Here is a 19,182-nt window from a genome sequence, read left to right on the forward strand (position 1 = left end):
TCCAGCGTATGGCAGGCTCAAGAAGCCTTTTTGGTGGATTTTTTCGCGGCCGGCTTTTTCGCCGCCGGTTTGCCGGCCAGGCTGCGCTTGAGCAATTCCGTCAGGTCGATCACGTCGGCAGACTTGCGCTCCTCGCTGCCTTCCTGGGATTCCACATCTTCGATCTTGCCGGCCTTGGCCTTCTTCGCCACCAGTGCCATGATTTTTTCCTGGAAACTGTCGCGGTATTCCTCGGGCTGCCAGTCGGCGCTCATGTCTTCCACCAGGCGCTTGGCCATGTCCAGCTCGCCTTTGGCCAGGTTGGGCTTGGTCACGTCGCTGCCGAGTTCGAGTTCATCCAGGCTGCGCACTTCGGCGGGCCAACGCAGCATCACCAGGACCAGCGCCGACTCCAGGGGCATCAGCGCGGCCAGGTGCTGCTTGGTGTGCAGCACCACATTGGCCAGGGCGACCTTGCGGGTTTTCTTCAGGGTTTCGCGCAGCAGGGCGTAGACCTTGCCGCCGCGTTTGTCCGGGGCCAGGAAGTAGGGCGTATCGATGTTCTGCAGGGGGATCTGGTCGCTGTCGACGAAGGCGATGATTTCGATGGTCTGGGTCGACTTGGGGTGGGCCGAGCGGATCTCGTCCTCGCTGAGCACCACATAGCGGCCTTTCTCGAAGGCCACCCCTTTGACGATATTCTCCTTGGTGACTTCCTTGCCGGTGGTCTTGTTGATGCGCTTGTAGCCGACCGGGTCCATGCTGCGCTTGTCCAGCCAGTCGAAATCCACACCTTGGGAGGAGGTGGCCGAGACCAGTGACACCGGGATGTGTACCAAGCCGAAGCTGATGGCACCTTTCCAGATAGAGCGTGGCATACGTACGATTCCTTAAGCAGGGGCTGTGTTCTGGTGACTCGAAGGTCGCGGGAAAAGTTTCCCCCGCCAGATACGCGGACAGATCGTGTTACACCTGATGAGAAAGTATTTAGTGTCGAAAGCCGAACCCAAGGCGTAGCGTGTTATCGAAAGCACGTAACCCTCGCCCCAGAGAGGCTTTGTCATGAACAGCTGTGTGCGTCACCTCGCAGTGCTGGCGTTGGGCCTGGCACTGCTGCCGTTGGCCCAGGCGCAAAGCCTGCCGGGCTCAAGCGACTCCAATAACAGCCCGATTCACCGGGCCAACCCCAACAGCATGCAGGGCACCCAGCCCACTGCGCCGTTGACCCGGGGTATCCAGACCGGCCCGACCCAGCGCACCCCGACCCTGGAAAACGGTGGCATCGGCAATCGCTATCCCCAGCGCAACGCCGCGCCGAGCCGTCCGGCCACCGAAACCAAAGCCCCCACCTATGATGCCAACGGCAATCGCCGGTAAGGACTCAGCTTATGTTTGTACGTAAAACCCTGTTAGCCGCGCTGTGCGCAACCACTTTGCTGCCACTGACCGCCGTGTATGCGGCCGATGCCCAGCAGTTTCCCAGCGAACAAGGCAGCATCACCGCCACCCCTATCGCCAAGGGCCTCGACCATCCGTGGGCCGTGGCGTTTCTGCCGGATAAGCAAGGCTTCCTGGTTACCGAGCGGCCAGGCCACCTGCGCTTTGTCAGCCCGGACGGCAAGCTGTCGCCACCCTTGACGGGCGTGCCGCAGGTGTGGGCCAAGGGGCAGGGCGGCTTGCTCGATGTGGTGCTGTCGCCGGACTTCAAGCAGGATCGACTGGTCTATCTTTCGTACGCTGAAGGCGGCGGCAAGGACGGTAAAGCCGGCACCGCCGTCGGCCGTGGCCGCCTGGCGCCAGACCTCAGCGGCTTGACCGATTTCAAGGTGATCCTGCGCCAGGAGCCGAAGCTCTCCACCGGCAACCATTTCGGTTCGCGCCTGGCGTTTGACCGCGATGGCTACCTGTTCGTGACCCTGGGTGAAAACAACGATCGACCGACCGCCCAAGACCTCGACAAACTGCAGGGCAAGGTCGTGCGCATCTACCCGGACGGCCGCGTGCCGGACGACAACCCCTTTGTCGGCCAAGCCGGGGTACGCCCTGAAATCTGGTCCTACGGCCAGCGCAACCCTCAGGGCCTGGCGCTCAACCCGTGGAGCGGCACGATCTGGGAAAACGAGCACGGGCCGCGCGGCGGGGATGAAATCAATATCATCGAGCGCGGCAAGAACTACGGCTGGCCGCTGGCAACCCACGGCATCAATTACTCGCTGACACCGATCCCCGAGGCCCAGGGCAAGACCGTGGAAGGCACCGTGCCGCCGCATCACGTCTGGGAAAAATCACCGGGCATCAGCGGCATGGCGTTCTATGATGCCGATCGCTTCAAGCCATGGCAGCACAACGTGTTTATTGGCGCACTGGTCAGCCAGGAGTTGATCCGGCTGCAGTTCGACGGCGACAAGGTGGTCCACGAAGAGCGGTTGCTCGGCGACTTGAAGGCGCGGATTCGCGACGTGCGGCAGGGGCCGGATGGCTACCTGTATGTGCTCACGGATGAAGATAACGGCGTGTTGTATCGGGTGGGGCTGAACCAGGACTGACGGACACTGCATATACCAATGTGGGAGCGGGTTTGCTTGCGAAAGCGCTGCGTCAGTCGTTAAAGATGTTGGCTGAACCATCGCCTTCGCGAGCAAGCCCGCTCCCACAGGTGGGCAGCGTCGAGCCTACAATCCAAGCTCCGACAAGCCCGGATGCTCATCCGGGCGCCGGCCCAGCGGCCAGTGGAACTTGCGCTCGCTTGCCTTGATCGGCAGGTCATTGATGCAGGCAAAACGGTTGGCCATCAGGCCGTTTTCGTCGAACTCCCAGTTCTCGTTGCCGTAGGAGCGGAACCAGTTGCCCGAGTCGTCATGCCATTCATAGGCATAGCGCACGGCGATGCGGTTATCAGTAAAGGCCCACAGTTCCTTGATCAGCCGATACTCCAGCTCCTTGGCCCATTTGCGCGTGAGAAAAGCCTGGGCTTCCTCGCGGTTGTGCACGAACTCGGCGCGGTTACGCCACTGGGTGTCCGGCGTGTAGGCCAGCGACACGCGTTGCGGGTCCCGGGAGTTCCAGCCGTCTTCAGCCAGGCGCACCTTTTCGATGGCCGAGGCATGGGTGAACGGTGGCAACGGTGGGCGTGATTCTGCGGCAGAAGACATGGGGGCAGCTCCTTGGACGGATTGATCGAAAGTGGCGCACCTGGGGGATTAAAGCCCGAGTAACGTTCGCGCCATGCAGCGCGCGTTATCGGCAGCCGTTGAATCGCCCATGACCAATGCCACGGTAATGGCGCCATCGATCAGGATCAGCAAGTGCGCGGCCTGCCGTTCGGGGTCGGGGGTGCCATGTGCTTCACACAGTTCAAGTACGTACTCGAACAGTTTCTGTTTGTGCGCTTTGGCCAGCAGGCGGACCGGGTCTTGCGGGTCGCCGGTTTCGCCACTGGTATTGATAAAGGCGCAACCGCGAAAGTCCGCCGAGCCGAACCAGGTTTCAAGCGCGCTGAACACGGCCAGCAGGCGTTCGCCGCTGCCCTCGGTACGTTCCACTTCAGTGCGCAACCAGTGCATCCAGCGCTCATCGCGGCGGTGCAGGGCGGCAATGACAAGTTCATCTTTATTGGCGAAGTAACGGTAAATACTCTTGCGCGAGACCCCGGCGGTTTTCACCAGCAAGTCCATGCCCGTGGCGGCGATGCCATGGCGATAGATCAACTTCTCGGTGACGTCGAGGATAATGTCGCGGGTATCATTGCGCAGTGAGTCGTTCATGTGACGAACAGTAGAACGATCGTTCTTCTTGGTCAATTAAATTTTTTCCATCGGCGACGACGAGACCTGAGCACCCCCATGGTGTAAGCTCGGGGCCTCTTCGGATTCGACCCATTGCGAGCCTTATGCCGTCGTTCTTCAAACGCTCCCTGTTGCCCAAACTGCGCGGTTTTCCTCTCTCTCCCGACGCTATCGACGTGCTGTCCGGCGCGGACGCCTTCCGCCGCTGCCTGCTGGAACAGATCCCCCGGGCCACCCGGCGTATCTACATCGTCGCGCTGTATTTGCAGCAGGACGAAGCGGGGCAGGAAATCTACGACGCCCTGCACGCCGCCAAGGCGGCGCGGCCGGAATTGGACATCGTGGTGGTGGTTGACTGGCTGCGCGCGCAGCGCGGGCTGATCGGCGCCGGCAAACAACCGGGCAACAGCGCCTGGTACCACGCCATGACGCAAAGCCACAGCAGCGAAGTACCGGTGTACGGCGTGCCGGTGCAAACCCGCGAACTGTTCGGCGTGTTGCACCTCAAGGGCTTTGTGATCGACGACAGCGTGCTGTACAGCGGCGCCAGCCTCAACAACGTGTACCTGCACAAGTTCGACAAGTACCGCTTCGACCGTTACCACCTGATCCACAGCCAACCGCTGGCCGACTCCATGCAACATCTGGTGGAGCATGGCTTGGTAGCGTCCAAGGCCGTGCATCGCCTGGACCTGCCGAACCCGCCGACGACGCGCAGCCTGCGCAACGACATCGGCGACCTGCGCAGCCGCCTCAAACACGCGGCCTACGACACCACGGCGGGGCAATTGCCCAATGGCCACCTGTCTGTCAGCCCGCTGTTGGGGGTGGGCAAGAACAACCCACTGAACCGGGTGATTCTCGAGCTGATCGCCAGCGCCCAGCATCAACTGACCATCTGCACGCCGTACTTCAACCTGCCTTTGCCGGTCACCCGGGAAATCAACCGTGCGTTGGCGCGTGGGGTCAAGGTCGACATTATCGTGGGCGACAAGACCGCCAACGATTTCTACATTCCGCCGAGCGAGCCATTCAAAGTGATCTCGGCCCTGCCTTACCTATATGAAATCAGCCTGCGCCGTTTCGCCAAGCGCCATCAGCCGATGATCGACAGCGGCCAATTGAACCTGCACCTGTGGCGAGACGGCGATAACACCTACCACCTCAAGGGCATGTGGATCGACCAGCGCTACACCTTGCTCACCGGCAACAACCTCAACCCACGGGCCTTCCGTCTCGACCTGGAAAACGCCTTGCTGCTCGACGACCCGCAAGGCCAGTGGCTCGGCCCACGGCGGACCGAACTGGCGCAGATTTTCCAGCACACCACGCGGATCGAGCGTTATCAGGATCTGCAGACACTGGTGGATTACCCGGAAGCCGTGGGCAAGTTTTTGCGTCGCGTCAGCCGCGTGCGGATCGAGCGGTTGTTGTACCGAATCCTGTAGGTCCGCGCTGAAATCATCAGCAATGCACGGGTAAAGGGCATCGGATAGCGCTTACAGTCAGCTAGCGCGTAGCGTCTCTACAGTGGCTCTCACCGTTCACGGATGGGCGGACCTGGTCCTTATGGCCGTATCCGAGAGAGCCCTGTCCTATGCTGATGTCGCTGAGCAATCCTTTTCCCATTCCTCACGCTGCGCTGCCTCCGAGCGTAGTGACTGCTGAATCTGAGCCCGCCTGGGCTCAACCCTCCAGCCCCCGCCGGCGGCGCGCCGCTGTCGCGCAGCCGCCCATACCCGATGACAAGTGGACGCGATTACCCGCCCAGGATCGCGGCCGTGGCGCCGCTGCCGACGCCCAACTGGCTGAGCGCATCGCTGCCGCTGAAATCAGCGGCCACACCTTGGTCGAGGTGCCGCCGGACAGCCGCCCGGGCCCTGCGCTGCGCGTGTACCAGCAGTTGCTCAATCGCCCACTGTTGCAGCAATGGATGGTCGAGCAGCGCCTTGAAACGGCAACCCTGACGTTCCACCGTGACCATGTCGAGGGCTATGCCGACCATGAGGGCGTGCGCAGCGCAGTCCGCTTCAGCCTGACCGACAACTCCGGTTGGAACGAGGTTTCGCGCACCTTGCGGGCGCTTCGCGAACTGCTCGACCCTACCGACCAGGGGCTGCCTTTTATCGGGCAAGACGACGCGCTATGGCTGCCGCACCCATTGGTCAGCCACGTCAACGCCAGTGCCCTTGAGCAGACATGGCAGGTGATCGGCGAACTGGAGGAGCGCGATGACCTGGCCGATCGCCTTGAAGCCGAGCTTGAGCATCTGCCGCCGGCAGCGCGCACGGACTGGTCGAGCCATGCCAGCGAAGTCGCACCGGCCTCGGCTTTACCGCGGAACAGCGAGGCTGCCATGCAGCGCTTACAGCAGTTTGTCGCGCGTGCAGACATGACCCGCCTGCTTGAGCGCGAAGGTGTCGCCTGGCCGGACGCGCTGTTTCGAGTGTCCGAGGGCCGCCTGGAATGCCTGAGCCCGGTCGGCGGCTGGTTGGACCTGACCCACCACATCGACGCAGAGCGCGCACTGGGCGAGGAACTCAAGGCGCTGACGGCACTCAGCGCGCCGTTGGGCAATAGCGTGTATTCGACGCCCCGTCAGGATATTCGCCAACTGCTGGATCTGAAGGGGCTGGGCTCGCCGCGCAACGTGGAAGAAACCCGCAATGTGATTGCCTGGCTACGCACTTCTTTGCCGACGCCGCCACCCCTGGGGGACTACGGCGCCTTGCTCACGCAGCCATGGACGCCCGGCGCCCTGACCGAGCAGGACCGGCAAAATGTGAGTGCGATGGCCCGTACCCGCCTGGGCGGCGCGCAGTTTCGCGCACTGTCGAATGTCACGCTGCAAGCGCTGCAGGCGGATCCGCAGGGCCACCTGGACAGGCTGCTCGACAGCCCGGACGCCTTGGCATTCGCCGAACAGCTGGCCAGCGCGCTGCAGTGGCCGGTCGGCCCAGGCGGTGCCGTGGCGTTGCCCAAGGTGTTGCGCCAACAGTTGGTGATTGCCGCGATCAAGCTGCAGGTCGACCCCGTTATGCCCGGCAAGCCTGGCGAGGTCGGCGGTTATTCGATCTACCAGCCCTCGAACATGGGCCGCAGTTTCAGCGCCGTGCGCCGTGATATCGAGCGTCATCTGCAGCATAAAGGCCTGGACCCCAAACTGGCGGTCGTGGCGACCCAGCTCTGCCTGGCCCAGGCAGCGCCGGAAATGCTGGTGCACGATGTGCCGGAATCGGTGCACCTCGGCACCCCGGCCTGGATGGAATTGCGCCTGGGCTGCGCACTGGCGGATCACCACGCGCCAGGGACGTCGAGAAGGATGAACGAGCAACAGGTCAGTGCCCTGACCACGCTGGCGCCCACCAGCGACGGGCAGGCCACGCTGATGCAACTCAATGCGCTGAAGATCCTCGCGGACTGGGGGGTGTTGAACGGCAGCGTCAGGCAGCGCAGTGACGGTGAATACTCGCAGGCGGATATCGAGGACGCCGCGCGGGCATTTTTCAAACAGCGGGAAGAGGCCGCCAGCGCCTTCACGCGTGCGAGCGCGCCGCTGCCGACGCGCAGGGCCCTGGCCGTCAAGGAGCTGCTGCGTGTGTTTCCTGGCACCACCCCGGCCGAGCTGGAAAACCTCAGTGTGCAACTGGCCAGCGCCGAGGACCGGCGCAACCTGCCGATCTCGGAGCCGCGCACCCGCTCGTTGGTCGAAACCTACATGACGGGCGACCTCACGCCGGGCAAATGGGTGCTCGGCGAAGACATGCCCGCATCGCCGCCTGCGGCCAAGACACCTTACCAGCCCGCCAGCACACCGCAGATTCCCGAAGCGGCGCGCACCCGGCTCGACACGCTTATTCGTCGCCTGCCTGAACTCGACGGGGCGTTGAAGACTTCAATCGGCCAGCATCAGGATCAGCTTCAGCAGGCCTATGCCATCAAGCTCAAGCTGATGCTGGCCGAATTGCCGCTGGATGATCGAAGGTTGCTGGAACTGGGCAAGATCGAGCTGTTCACCTTGCGTGCCGAAACCGGTGTGACCGAACACAGCGAAACCGCAGCGCTGAGACTCGCGCGCAGGGCGCGACAAGGCACCTTGATGCGTGTGGAGCATGGACCCGAGGTGGTGTATTTCGAGCTGTTCGCCCAGGGCAAGATCATCAAGCGCACGGATTTGCCCAAGACCATCGAGCTGGATGGCGTCATTCGTCATGAGCGCTATCCATCTCCGCGTGGCTTTGTGTATTTGCCGGTGGTGCGCGGTACGCGGATGTCTCTCGATCTCGAGGCCTATGCCGGCGGCGCTCCGACGGAACCCAATGTGAAGCCCTCGACGGTCATCGTGGAGCGGTTGGGACCTCAGTTTCCTGCGCGCGAATTGCCCGCCAACCATACGGCGCAATCCTACGTGCCGGAAACTTATGCCTCACGAAAGACGCAAAGCATTGCCGACAGGATCGCCCAGGACAATTTTTACCAATCCACCGAGTCGATGTTGCAACGCGCAAGCGAGCCGCTGCCACTGGAGCGACGCCGTGAAGAGCGGGCCCGCGAGCATGCATTTCTGTTGGGGTTCGTACCCTTCGTGGGCGCGTATCAGGAATTCAAGCAAGGCAACATAGGTGCCGGCCTGGCTAACCTCGCGCTGGATGTTGTCGGCGTGGCCATTGGTGCGGGCGGGCAAGCGCGTGGGCTGATCCGCTCGGCCAAGGCCCTGGTGCCGAGCCGGCTGGGCACGCGGTTCAAGCCTGCTGCTGTAACGTTGGCGCCGTTAAAGTCTGCAGCAAGCTTCAGCGACCGTGCGTTCGACTTCGTCCGGCAGTCCGCTTTGTTCAGCAGTGCGGCGCTGAATCCGTTGGATGGTTACCCGCAGTTGATCAATGCCGCGATCAAGGGGGTGGTGAAGTTGCCGGTATTGCTGGCCGGGGGCGCGTTGAAGTGGGGCAAGGTGATGCCGCATATGGTCACGGCCGAGGAGAAGCTGCGCGCCTATTTACTCATCGCTGCCGGGCAGGCGAGCAGTACTGAGGCATCTGGCGGCATGCCGACAGCGGGAAGGGCTGGGCGCCATGAGGCGGTGGACGTGCACGCGGTACCTTACAACGGCCGCTGGTATGCGATTGACCCGCGCAGTGGCAAACCTTTCGGCACACCACTGAACGGGTTCCAGCCGGCCCGTTGAGCCGCCGACCTCCCGCGCCCGGCGCGGGAGGTCAGGTGCGCCTGATCAGTTCAGGCCCAGCTTGCCGCGCAGGGTCGACAGGTCTTCGGCCAGGGTGTTGACCGGGCCAACCAGCGCCTTGCGATCGTTTTCCTTGACCTTGTCGTAGGTTTCAAAGCCGCCGTCCTTGGTCTTGTACTTGGCCAGGATCTTGTCCACGGTGGCGAAGTTCTTGTCGACCTTGGCCAGGAACGCCTTGTCCTGCTTCTCGATCTGGCCACGGAACAGGTCGACGATTTTCTTCGCGCCGTCGATGTTGCCCTGGAAGTCGTAGAGGTCGGTGTGGCTGTAGCGGTCTTCTTCGCCGGAGATCTTGGTCGCGGCGACTTCTTCCAGCAGCGCTGCGGCGCCGCCGACGACTTTTTCCGGTGGGAAGGTCAGGCCATCGACGCGGGTCTTGAGGTCATTGACGTCGGTGTTGAGCTTGGCGGTCAGCGTCTCCAGGCCCTTGGTGGTGTTCTGCGAGAACAGCACGTACTCGATGCGGTGGAAACCGGTGAAGTCTTCGGCCGTCACGCCTTTCTCGTGGTCATCGACACGGGAGTCGATCGAGGCATCCAGGTCACTGAACAGCTCGGCGATCGGCTCGATGGACTCGTAGTGCACACGGGTCGGCGCGTAGAGCTTCTTGGCGGTGGCCAGGTCGCCCTTGTTGATGGCGTCGGTGAACGCCTGGGTCTGGGTCACCAGCTCGCCGATTTCTTCGGTGACGTAGATCTTGTAGTCCGAAACCGGGCCTACCAGGTCCAACGGCGCCGTGGCGGCGAAGGCTGCCAGCGGCGAGAGGGTCATAAACAACGACAACGCGAGGGTCGACTTCTTCATGGGACGGTTTCCGCTCTGGGTTTGTTTTAGGTGTTGGCAGTGGTTTGAGGATGCGTTGCAGCGAGCAGCGTGCGCCCAATGAAATCCTTGGGCCCGGTGACGCCTGGCAAGGTGAAGAAATACCCGCCGCCGACCGGCTTGAGGTACTCCTCCAGGGGCTCGCCGTTGAGCCGGGTTTGCACACTGATAAAACCTTTCTCCAGGTCAGCCTGGTAGCAGATGAACAGCAGCCCCATGTCCAGCTGACCGTTTTTATTCACGCCGTTGGAGTAGTTGAACGGCCGACGCAGGATCAGGTTGGCCTGAGTCTGCGGGGTGCGCGGGTTGGCCAGGCGGATGTGGGCATCGAGCTTGGTCAACTTGCCTTCGGGGTCCTTGCTGTAGTCCGGCACCTGGGTTTCCTGATGGCCGTCCATGGGCGCGCCCGTGGTCTTGACGCGGCCGATGATGCTTTCCTGCTCCTGCAGCGGCGTGCGGTCCCAGCGTTCGACGAAGTTGCGGATGATGCGCACGGCCTGGTAGCTGCCGTTCACCGCCCAGGCAGGTTCGTCGCTGCCGGGCTGCACCCAGACGATCTGGTTCATCGCCGTGTCGTCGTTGGAGTTCGGGTTGGCCGAGCCGTCACGGAAACCGAGGAAATTGCGCGCGCTCTGCGCGGGCTCTCCGGGTTTGCTCGGTGCCTGGGGCGGCACGCTGCCTTCCTGTTTCCAGCGCACCAGCAGCAGGTCGGGCAGGTTCTTCACGATGTCGCGCAGGGCGTGGATATTGGTGTCCGGGGTGTTCGAGCTGAACTGCAGGCTCAGGTCGCCATGGCACTGCGCCGGTTCCAGCGCATCGTTGGGGAAACCGACCATGCGGCTCAGGCGCTTGGGTTTGGCGGCGGTGAGGCCAAAGCGCTCATCGAACAGCGATTCGCCAACGGACACGGTGATGGTCAGGTTGTCCGGGGTGACCACCGGGCCGAGAATCCCGGAATCGGTGGGCGGCAACTTCGGATCGACTTGCGGCACAGTGCCGCCGGTCATCAGGAAGCTGATGCGCTCGTTCAAGGTGCGGAACAGGCGCTCCAGGTCCTCGCGGTCGCTGGCCAATACATCGAATGCCACCAGCATCCCGCAGGCCGGGCGCGGGGTGACGATGCCGCTCTGGTGCTTGCCGAAATAATCGTGGTGGTCTTGGGTCTTGTCACTGCGCGGTGCGGTGGTGACTTGCTCGGCGGCGGCCGCCATGGCCGGGCAGGTCAGGGTACTGCCGGCAATCGCGGCGCCGGTCGCGGCCATGCCCAGCAGGACACGGCGGCGCTGTGCGGAAAATTGTTCTGAATCACTCATGGGTACGGTCGTCTTCACTGCAGGCCGGAGAGGCCAAGGGCTGGGTCAATTCCATCGAGTGCAGCGGCCAGAGCCTTGGCCTTGTCGGCGATCTGCTTGCGCTGATCGGCGGTGACGCTGTCATACGTCGCGTAGCTTTTGTCGACCTTGAAGCCTTGCAACTCGGCATCGAAGGCGGCGAGGGCGCTGTCGACTTTCGGCAGCAAGTCAGCGGCGGATTTGGTCAATAGCGGACGCATCAGCTCGACCACTTTGTGCGCGGCTTCGAGGTTGGCGGCAAAGCCATTCAAGTCGATATGGCTGTAGCGCTCTTCCTCACCGCTGAGGGCGCGCACGTCGGCGAGGCTGTTGAGGTTGCGCACCACGATGCCCACCAGTTGCTCCGGCGGCAGCGACTGGGCCAGCAACTGCTGCTTGAGCGTAGTGACGTCGGTCAGCAGGCGCTGCGCAACCGGGGCCAGGCCCTCGACGGTGCGTTGCTGGAACAGGCTGTATTCGAGGCGGTGGAAGCCGCTGAAGGCCGGGTCCTGTTCGCGCTTTTCGAAGTAATCGGCACGCGCGTTGATGGCGTTGTCCAACTCGGCGAGGCGCTGCGAAGCAGGGGCCAGGCGCTGGTAAGCCTCGCGGGCCGGCACATACAGGGCCTGCGCCTGGGCCAGGTCACCGGCGTCGATTGCCTGCTGCAGGGCGGTCACGGCCTTGACCAGCGCGCTGCCCTGGCTGCTCAGGTACACGCGAAACTCCGACAGCGGGCCGATAAACGCCACCATCGACGGCTTGGCCTTGGCCTGGGCATCGGACTCCGCCGTTGGCGTCACATGCAAGGTGCCGCGCGGGTTGCTCAGCAAGCCGCAGGTAATCGCGTAATCGCCGGGCAACAGGTTGGCGTTGATCACCTGGCTCAGGCCCGGCGCAATGTTTTCGCGCTCTTCGACCACCAGCACGCCGTCGAGTATTTCCCATTCCACCGCCCGGTCCGAGCGGTTGATGATGCGAAAGCTCGCACGGCCAGCCGGTACGGTCAGCTCGTTGGGCTCGCAGGCGTGGCCATGAATGGTCACGGCGATTTCATTGTGGTTGGCCTGGCGCTTGCTGGCAGCCAGCTGCGAGGCGTAATAGAACAGGCCGCCGGCGGCGATCATCACGACCACCGAGCCCGCCACGGCCCAGCGCAAGGCGCGGGGTGGCGAAGCCAGTTGAGGAGTTGGGTTGGACAAGAGACGGTCCTTAATGGCTGGAAACGGAAGAGGAGGTGGCGGCAGGCTTGGCCGGTGCCGCAGGCAGGAAGAACATCACCAGGGCCACCACCAGGTAAATCAGGTAGGCGCCCAGCGTGCTGATGGTCGGTGCTTCCTGATAGCCGAACATCCCGGCCAGCACCGAGCCCAGCGGGCTGTCCATCGGCAGCACGGCGCTGAAATCGAACAAGACGGTCTGCCAGTGGTTCCACACGCCGGCTTCGTGCAGGGCCTGCACCGAGTTGGCCAGGATGCCGGCAGCCACTACCAGGATGAACAGGCCGGTCCAGCGGAAGAACGCGCCGAGGTTCAGGCGCATGCTGCCGGAGTAGATCAGGAAACCGACGACAATCGCCAGGATCAGGCCGAGCAGGGCGCCAATCGGAGCGCCCGGGCCTTCGCTCTGCTGGAACACTGCCAGCAGGAAAAACACGGTTTCCAGGCCTTCACGGGCCACGGCAAAAAACACCATCAGGATCAGCGCCGTGACCTGGTGCCTGGAGCCGGCCAGCGCGTGGTCGAGAGATTCATGCAGGGCGTGCTTGATCGAGCGCGCGACCTTGCGCATCCAGAACACCATGGAGCTGAGGATGCCCACGGCGACCAGGCCGACGATGCCTTCGAACAATTCCTGCTGTTTTTGCGGAAATTCGGCGCTGACCAGTTCCAGGCCACCACCCACCAGCAACGCGAGCGCGGCGGCGAGGAAGACGCCGATCCAGACGGCGGGCATCCACTGGCCGCGGCCGGTCTGTTGCAGGTAACTGGCGATGATGCCGACGATCAGCGCGGCTTCAATGCCTTCGCGCAGCATGATGAGAAAAGGAACAAGCATTCGGCACCGCATCATAACTAGATAGGAGGCTAAGTTGTAACATAATGATACTCATTACTAAACAAGGAATATTGACGTTTGCTGAACAGCGGCTGAACGGTGGTGGCGAAGCGCAACCGCCCTTATGATGCAGGCCATCTAGTGCGCGATCGGATTGCCCAACCTCCCATGTCGGAAAAAGACACCATTTCCATCCACCTCGTGCGCGAAGCCTTGTTGCAGAGCTGCGCGCCGGGTGCGGCCAGCGTTGAAGTGCTGAACAAAGTCGGCATCGACCCGGCACTGCTCGACCAGCCCGCTGCACGGGTGTCGGCCACCACCTACGCACGTTTGTGGCGCCTGCTGGCGCGGCGCCTGGACGATGAGTTCTTCGGCATGGACCCACGCAAGCTCAAATCCGGCAGCCTGGCGTTCCTGTGTCGCGCAGCCATGGCGCAAACGAGCCTGGACGCCAGCCTGGAAACCGGCCTGGGGTTTTTATCCTTGATGTTCGAGCAACTGCCCGCCCAGTTGGTGCGCCAGCAAAGCCTGGCCGAGATCGTGCTGTGGGAGCCTGAGGTCGAGCCCAAGCGGGCGTTTACCTACTTCACCTACTGGATGATCGTACATGGCGTGGCCTGTTGGCTGGCAGGGCGACGGATACCGATCCTGGCCATCGAACTGCGCTGCCCCCGGCCGGATTTCTGCGATGACTACCAGGTGATGTTTTCCGATAACTTACGGTTTGATCGGCCACGCACCCGCATGATTTTCTCCGCCGACTGCCTGGACCTGCCGATCAAGCGCAGCGCAGAGGAACTCAAACGCTTCCTGGCCCATGCGCCGGCCAACATCCTGGTCAAATACCGCGACCCCGACAGCCTGGCCAACCGCATCAAGCACGACCTGCGCCGAATGCCCCCCGACACCTGGCCGGAAACCGAGGGCCTCGCTACCAGCCTGTGTATCTCTGCATCAACCCTGCGCCGGCGCCTGGCGGAAGAGGGGCAGACCTACCAAGGCCTCAAGGACAGCGTGCGCAAAGAGCTGGCGATTGTCTGGCTGGCAGAACCGCAGATCAGCTTCGCGCAGATTGCCGAGCGGCTGGGGTTTGCCGATACCAGTTCGTTTTATAAGGCGTTTCGTAAATGGAGCGGATCGAATCCGGGGCATTATCGGAGTTTGATTTTGAATGAGGCTACGTAAGGCATCAGCTTTGCGCTGACGCTTGGAAGGGTGGAATTCGTGCGCCACGTTTCAACAGTCAGCCCAGGACGATTCAAGCGTTCAACATTCCAGGACCCTCCAAACAAAAAAAAGCCCCGTGACCGAATGGACCACGGGGCTAAAAATTGGCTGGATGCGACCAACCAAAGGAGCGCTTGAATTACTTGGCGGTTGCTACCACCGTATCCGGCTGCCAGCCGCCGCCCAACGCCTTGTAGATCGCCACAATCCCGCGATACAGGTCCACTTCGGCCTGGGCCTGGGAGTCTTCGGCGGCCAGGCGTTCACGTTGTGCGTCGAGCAGTACCAGGAAGTCCACGGTGCCTTCGCGGTAGCGGATTGCCGCGAGGTCGGCGGCGGCGCGGCTGGATTCGCTTTGACGGATCAGCGAGACCAGGCGTTGCTGGCGTTTGCCGTAATCGCTGAAGGCGTTTTCGGACTCTTCCAGTGCGAGCAGGACTTGCTGCTCGTAGGTCGCCAGGGCGCCATCGGCCTGTGCATCGGCACCGCGCAAACGTGCGCGCACGCTGCCCAGGTCAAATGCGGCCCAGGTGATGCTCGGGCCAAGGGCCCAGGCGTTGGCGGCCGATGAGCCGATCTGCGAACCCCGCCCGGCGGTAAAGCCGAGGAAACCGCTGAGGCTGACCCGTGGGAACAGGTCGGCCTTGGCCACGCCGATACGCGCGGTGGCGGCGGCCAGTTTGCGTTCGGCGCTGAGGATGTCCGGGCGCCGTTGCAGCAGTTGCCCCGGGTCGCCGATCGGCAACGCCTTGGCAATCGCCGGCAGGTCTTTGGGGCTCAAGTCGACGGTCAGCTTGTCGGGGCGCTGGCCGAGGAGGGTGGCGATGCGGTTGCGCTCGCGCACTTGTTCGGCCTGCAGTTGCGGCACGCTGGCTTCCACCGCCGCGAGACGTGCGTCGGCACGCTCGACGTCGAGTTGGTCGCCGACCCCGGCATCGCGCAGGCTGACGGTGATGGTGCGCGAATCCTGCTGGTTCTTCAGGTTGTCCAGGGCAATGCGTTCACGCAATTGTGCGCCGCGCAGTTGACCATAGGCGTCCACCAGTTCGGCAATCATGGTGACTTGCAGTTGGTACAGGTCGGCTTCGGCAGCCTGCTGGTCGGCGTCGGTGGCTTCCAGGTTGCGCTGGATGCGACCGAACAGGTCCAGTTCCCAGGCCATGTCCAGGCCCAGGTCGTAACGCTCGCTGTTGACGCGCTTGGTGGTCTGGCCAGGGATCTGCCCTTTGCCCAGGTCACTGCTGGCGCGGCTGGTAATCACCGGCATGGCGTCGTTGCTGGCGTCATCGCGGATCGCACGGGCAGCACGCAGGCGGGCAAAGGCGACGCGCAGGTCCCGGTTACCTTGCAGCGACTGTGTCACCAACTGGTTGAGGGTCGGGTCCTCGAATTGCTGCCACCAGATGCCTTCGAACTTGGCGTGGTCGTAGTTCTTGGCGTCCACGGCGGCGGTGATATTGGCCGCCTCCGGGGTCTGGGTCTTGTAGTCCGGGCCCACGGCACAGGCGGCAAGCGCCAGTACCAGGAGGCTCGGCAGGAATATTTTCACGCTCATTGCTGTGTCTCCAGCTTCAAGGCCTTGGCCGCTTTGCGCGCGTCCTGGCGCTCCACATAACGTCGGATCAGTACGTAGAACACTGGTGTCAGCAACAGACCGAAGAAGGTCACCCCGATCATCCCGGAGAACACCGCCACACCCATGGCATGACGCATCTCGGCACCGGCACCGCTGGACAACACCAGGGGCACTACACCCATGATGAAGGCGAACGACGTCATCAGGATCGGCCGCAGACGCAGACGGCATGCTTCGAGTACCGCCGCCAGTGGGTCGAGACCCTCGGCCTGTTTATCCTTGGCAAACTCGACGATCAGAATCGCGTTCTTACACGCCAGGCCCACCAGTACGATCAGGCCGATCTGGGTGAAGATGTTGTTGTCGCCGCCCGAGATAATCACCCCGGTGATGGCCGACAGCAGCGTCATCGGCACGATCAGGATCACCGCCAATGGCAGGCTCCAGCTTTCGTATTGGGCGGCCAGTACCAGGAACGCCAGCAGTACGCAGAGCGGGAACACGAACAGCGCGGTGTTGCCCGAGAGGATTTGCTGATACGTCAGGTCGGTCCACTCGTAGGTCATGCCGTTGGGCAGTTCATCCTTCAACAGTTTCTCAATCGCCGCCTGGGCCTGGCCGGAGCTGTAGCCCGGTGCGGCGTTGCCGTTGATTTCTGCGGTGATGAAGCCGTTGTAGTGCATCACGCGGTCCGGGCCCGAGGTGTCGCTGACCTTGATAAAGGTCGCCAGCGGGATCATCTCGCCTTTGTTGTTACGCACTTTCAGCTGGCCGATCTGGTCTTCATCCTGGCGGAACTGCTGCTCAGCCTGCACGTTGACCTGGTAAGTACGGCCGAAGCGGTTGAAGTCGTTGGCATACAACGAACCCAGGTAGATCTGCAGGGTGTCGAAGATGTCGCTGATCGCCACGCCGTGGGTCTTGGCCTTTTCACGGTCGATGGCAGCATCGACCTGGGGCACGTTGACCGTGTAGCTGGTGAACAGGCCGAACAACTCAGGTACGCCACGGCTCTTGGTGATGATGTTCTGCACTTCTTTGTACAGCTCGTCATAACCCAGGTTGCCACGGTCTTCGACCTGCAGGCGGAAGCCGCCAATCGTCCCCAGGCCCTGTACCGGCGGCGGCGGGAAGATCGCCATGTAGGCTTCCTCGATGCTGCTGTACTTGCCGTTCAGTGCACCGGCAATCGCACCTGCGGACAGGCTCGGGTCTTTACGCTCCTCGAATGGCTTCAAGGTCACGAACACGATGCCGTTGTTCGGGCTGTTGGTGAAACCGTTGATCGACAGGCCGGGGAAGGCGATAGCGCTTTCCACGCCGGGCTGTTTCATGGCGATGTCAGACATGCGCTTGATCACGTCTTCGGTGCGGTCCAGGCTCGCGGCGTCCGGCAATTGCGCGAAGGCCACCAGGTATTGCTTGTCCTGGGCCGGGACGAAACCGGTCGGCGTGTGGGCGAAGCCCAACCAGGTCAGCACCATCAGGCCGGCGTACAGGAACAGCGCAATGCCGCTGCCGCGAATCACCCGGCGTACGGTGCCGACGTAACCATGGCTTGCTTTGTCGAAGAAGCGGTTGAACGGTTTGAACAACCAGCCGCCGAGCAACTTGTCGAGGAACTTGGAAAAGCGGTCCTTCGGTGCGTCGTGACCTTTAAGCAACACGGCTGCCAGTGCGGGCGACAGGGTCAGCGAGTTGAACGCCGAGATCACCGTCGAGATCGCAATGGTCAAGGCGAACTGCTTATAGAACTGTCCGGTCAAGCCGCTGATGAAGGCCGCTGGAACGAACACCGCACACAGTACCAACGCGGTGGCGATGATCGGGCCGGTCACTTCGCTCATGGCCTTTTCAGTGGCCGGGAATGGTTCGAGTCCCAATTCGATGTTCCGCTCGACGTTCTCCACCACCACGATGGCGTCGTCCACCACGATACCGATGGCCAATACCAGGCCGAACAGTGACAGCGCGTTGAGTGAGAAGCCGAACAGGTGCATCACCGCAAACGTACCGATCAACGATACCGGCACCGCCACCAATGGAATGATCGAGGCGCGCCAGGTCTGCAGGAACAGGATCACCACCAGCACCACCAGGATCAGTGCTTCGAACAAGGTGTGGACCACTGCCTCGATGGAGCCGCGCACGAAGACGGTCGGGTCATAGGCGATGCGGTAATCCATGCCTTCCGGGAAGCTCTGCTTGAGCTCCGCCATCTTCGCCCGCACTTCATTGGAGATGTCGATGGCGTTGGAGCCAGGGCGCTGGAAGATCGGAATCGCCACGGCCGGCTGGTTATCGATCAACGAGCGCAGGGCGTATTGGCTGGAGCCCAACTCCACTCGCGCAATGTCTTTGAGGCGGGTGATTTCGCCGTTGGCACCGGCACGGATGACGATATTCTCGAACTCTTCCTCAGTGACCAGGCGGCCCTGGGTGTTGACCGAGAGTTGGAAGCTGGTGTCATTCGGTGCAGGCTGCGCGCCCAATGCACCGGCGGCCACCTGGCGGTTCTGTTCACGAATGGCCGTCACCACATCGGTAGCGGTCAGGTTGCGCGAAGCGGTCTTGTTCGGGTCCAGCCACACACGCAGGGAGTAATCGCCCATGCCGAACAACTGCACATCGCCCACGCCGCCCAGGCGTGCCAACTCATCCTTGATATTGAGGATGGCGTAGTTGGACAGGTAGAGCATGTTGTAGCGTTGGTCCGGGGAGGTGATGTGCACCACCATGGTCAGGTCGGGAGAGGCCTTGTCCACGGTGATACCGATGCGCGTCACTTCCTCAGGCAGTTTCGGCTGGGTCCGCGTCACCCGGTTCTGTACCTGCACCTGCGCGTTGTCCAGGTCGGTGCCCAGGGCGAAGGTGATGGTCAGGGTCAGCTTGCCGTCGGCGGTCGACTGCGAGGACATGTACAGCATGTTCTCGACGCCGGTGATGGCTTGCTCGAGCGGAGCGGCCACGGTTTCACCGATGACTTTGGGGTTGGCGCCCGGGAAGTTGGCGCGCACCACCACGGTCGGCGGCACGACTTCGGGGTATTCGCTGATCGGCAATTGGAACAGCGAGATCGCGCCGGCGATCAGGATCAACAGCGAGAGCACCGCTGCGAAGATCGGCCGCGAAATGAAGAACTTGGAAAAATTCATCTTGAGTCGT

14 protein-coding genes are annotated in these 19,182 nt (G+C 62.5%); 5 read left to right on the forward strand and 9 right to left on the reverse strand.

What is annotated here, in order from left to right; genetic code table 11:
• Positions 1 to 17: 17 nt before the first annotated feature.
• Positions 18 to 857: a non-homologous end joining protein Ku gene (gene ku / locus AC07OJ_RS02280; protein WP_065905007.1), complete on the reverse strand. Its 840-nt coding sequence runs from the start codon at positions 855 to 857 to the stop codon at positions 18 to 20.
• Positions 858 to 1,041: 184 nt separating this feature from the next.
• Between ku and AC07OJ_RS02285 the strand changes: the two genes are divergently transcribed.
• Together AC07OJ_RS02285 and AC07OJ_RS02290 are read left to right on the forward strand one after the other, a co-directional pair.
• Positions 1,042 to 1,356, forward strand: a complete 315-nt coding sequence (locus tag AC07OJ_RS02285) for a hypothetical protein (RefSeq protein ID WP_065905009.1) — start codon at positions 1,042 to 1,044, stop codon at positions 1,354 to 1,356.
• A gap of 11 nt (positions 1,357 to 1,367) precedes the next feature.
• Positions 1,368 to 2,525, forward strand: coding sequence for a PQQ-dependent sugar dehydrogenase (locus AC07OJ_RS02290; RefSeq protein WP_495093821.1), 1,158 nt, complete (start codon positions 1,368 to 1,370; stop codon positions 2,523 to 2,525).
• 126 nt (positions 2,526 to 2,651) lie between these two features.
• On the opposite strand, the gene AC07OJ_RS02295 is transcribed toward AC07OJ_RS02290, so the two are convergent.
• Positions 2,652 to 3,131, reverse strand: coding sequence for a nuclear transport factor 2 family protein (locus tag AC07OJ_RS02295; RefSeq protein ID WP_106804008.1), 480 nt, complete (start codon positions 3,129 to 3,131; stop codon positions 2,652 to 2,654).
• Positions 3,132 to 3,179: 48 nt separating this feature from the next.
• The gene (locus AC07OJ_RS02300) at positions 3,180 to 3,743 is read right to left on the reverse strand and encodes a TetR/AcrR family transcriptional regulator (RefSeq protein ID WP_065905015.1); all 564 of its coding nucleotides are present in this window, start codon (positions 3,741 to 3,743) and stop codon (positions 3,180 to 3,182) included.
• A gap of 125 nt (positions 3,744 to 3,868) precedes the next feature.
• Between AC07OJ_RS02300 and pssA the strand changes: the two genes are divergently transcribed.
• Complete coding sequence (gene pssA, locus AC07OJ_RS02305; RefSeq protein ID WP_495093822.1) at positions 3,869 to 5,212, forward strand: CDP-diacylglycerol--serine O-phosphatidyltransferase; 1,344 nt, start codon at positions 3,869 to 3,871, stop codon at positions 5,210 to 5,212.
• Between the two features lie 209 nt (positions 5,213 to 5,421).
• Positions 5,422 to 8,946, forward strand: a complete 3,525-nt coding sequence (locus AC07OJ_RS02310; protein WP_495093823.1) for a hypothetical protein — start codon at positions 5,422 to 5,424, stop codon at positions 8,944 to 8,946.
• A 45-nt stretch (positions 8,947 to 8,991) separates the two neighbouring features.
• On the opposite strand, the gene efeO (AC07OJ_RS02315) is transcribed toward AC07OJ_RS02310, so the two are convergent.
• Genes efeO (AC07OJ_RS02315) through efeU form a run of 4 tightly spaced genes read right to left on the reverse strand, consistent with a single transcriptional unit; the run spans position 8,992 to position 13,214 of the window.
• The gene (gene efeO, locus AC07OJ_RS02315; RefSeq protein ID WP_106804004.1) at positions 8,992 to 9,810 is read right to left on the reverse strand and encodes an iron uptake system protein EfeO; all 819 of its coding nucleotides are present in this window, start codon (positions 9,808 to 9,810) and stop codon (positions 8,992 to 8,994) included.
• A 26-nt stretch (positions 9,811 to 9,836) separates the two neighbouring features.
• Positions 9,837 to 11,141 carry an iron uptake transporter deferrochelatase/peroxidase subunit gene (gene efeB, locus AC07OJ_RS02320; RefSeq protein ID WP_106804003.1) on the reverse strand — a complete coding sequence of 435 codons (1,305 nt, stop codon included), beginning with the start codon at positions 11,139 to 11,141 and terminating at the stop codon, positions 9,837 to 9,839.
• A 14-nt stretch (positions 11,142 to 11,155) separates the two neighbouring features.
• Positions 11,156 to 12,358: an iron uptake system protein EfeO gene (efeO, locus tag AC07OJ_RS02325; RefSeq protein ID WP_495093824.1), complete on the reverse strand. Its 1,203-nt coding sequence runs from the start codon at positions 12,356 to 12,358 to the stop codon at positions 11,156 to 11,158.
• Between the two features lie 10 nt (positions 12,359 to 12,368).
• Complete coding sequence (gene efeU, locus AC07OJ_RS02330) at positions 12,369 to 13,214, reverse strand: iron uptake transporter permease EfeU (protein WP_120448511.1); 846 nt, start codon at positions 13,212 to 13,214, stop codon at positions 12,369 to 12,371.
• Between the two features lie 168 nt (positions 13,215 to 13,382).
• Here efeU and AC07OJ_RS02335 point away from each other — a divergent pair, with 168 nt between their 5' ends.
• Positions 13,383 to 14,399: an AraC family transcriptional regulator gene (locus AC07OJ_RS02335; protein ID WP_495093825.1), complete on the forward strand. Its 1,017-nt coding sequence runs from the start codon at positions 13,383 to 13,385 to the stop codon at positions 14,397 to 14,399.
• Between the two features lie 181 nt (positions 14,400 to 14,580).
• On the opposite strand, the gene AC07OJ_RS02340 is transcribed toward AC07OJ_RS02335, so the two are convergent.
• Both AC07OJ_RS02340 and AC07OJ_RS02345 read right to left on the reverse strand, forming a co-directional pair.
• Positions 14,581 to 15,996 (reverse strand): efflux transporter outer membrane subunit, encoded by a 1,416-nt coding sequence (locus AC07OJ_RS02340; protein ID WP_120448512.1) that lies wholly within the window; start codon positions 15,994 to 15,996, stop codon positions 14,581 to 14,583.
• On the reverse strand, positions 15,993 to 19,172 hold the full coding sequence (locus AC07OJ_RS02345; RefSeq protein ID WP_120448513.1) for an efflux RND transporter permease subunit: 3,180 nt from the start codon (positions 19,170 to 19,172) through the stop codon (positions 15,993 to 15,995). The genes AC07OJ_RS02340 and AC07OJ_RS02345 overlap by 4 nt, the downstream gene beginning before the upstream one ends.
• Between the last annotated feature and the right edge of the window lie 10 nt (positions 19,173 to 19,182).

Source organism: Pseudomonas sp. GW821-FHT09C08 (assembly GCF_059418125.1).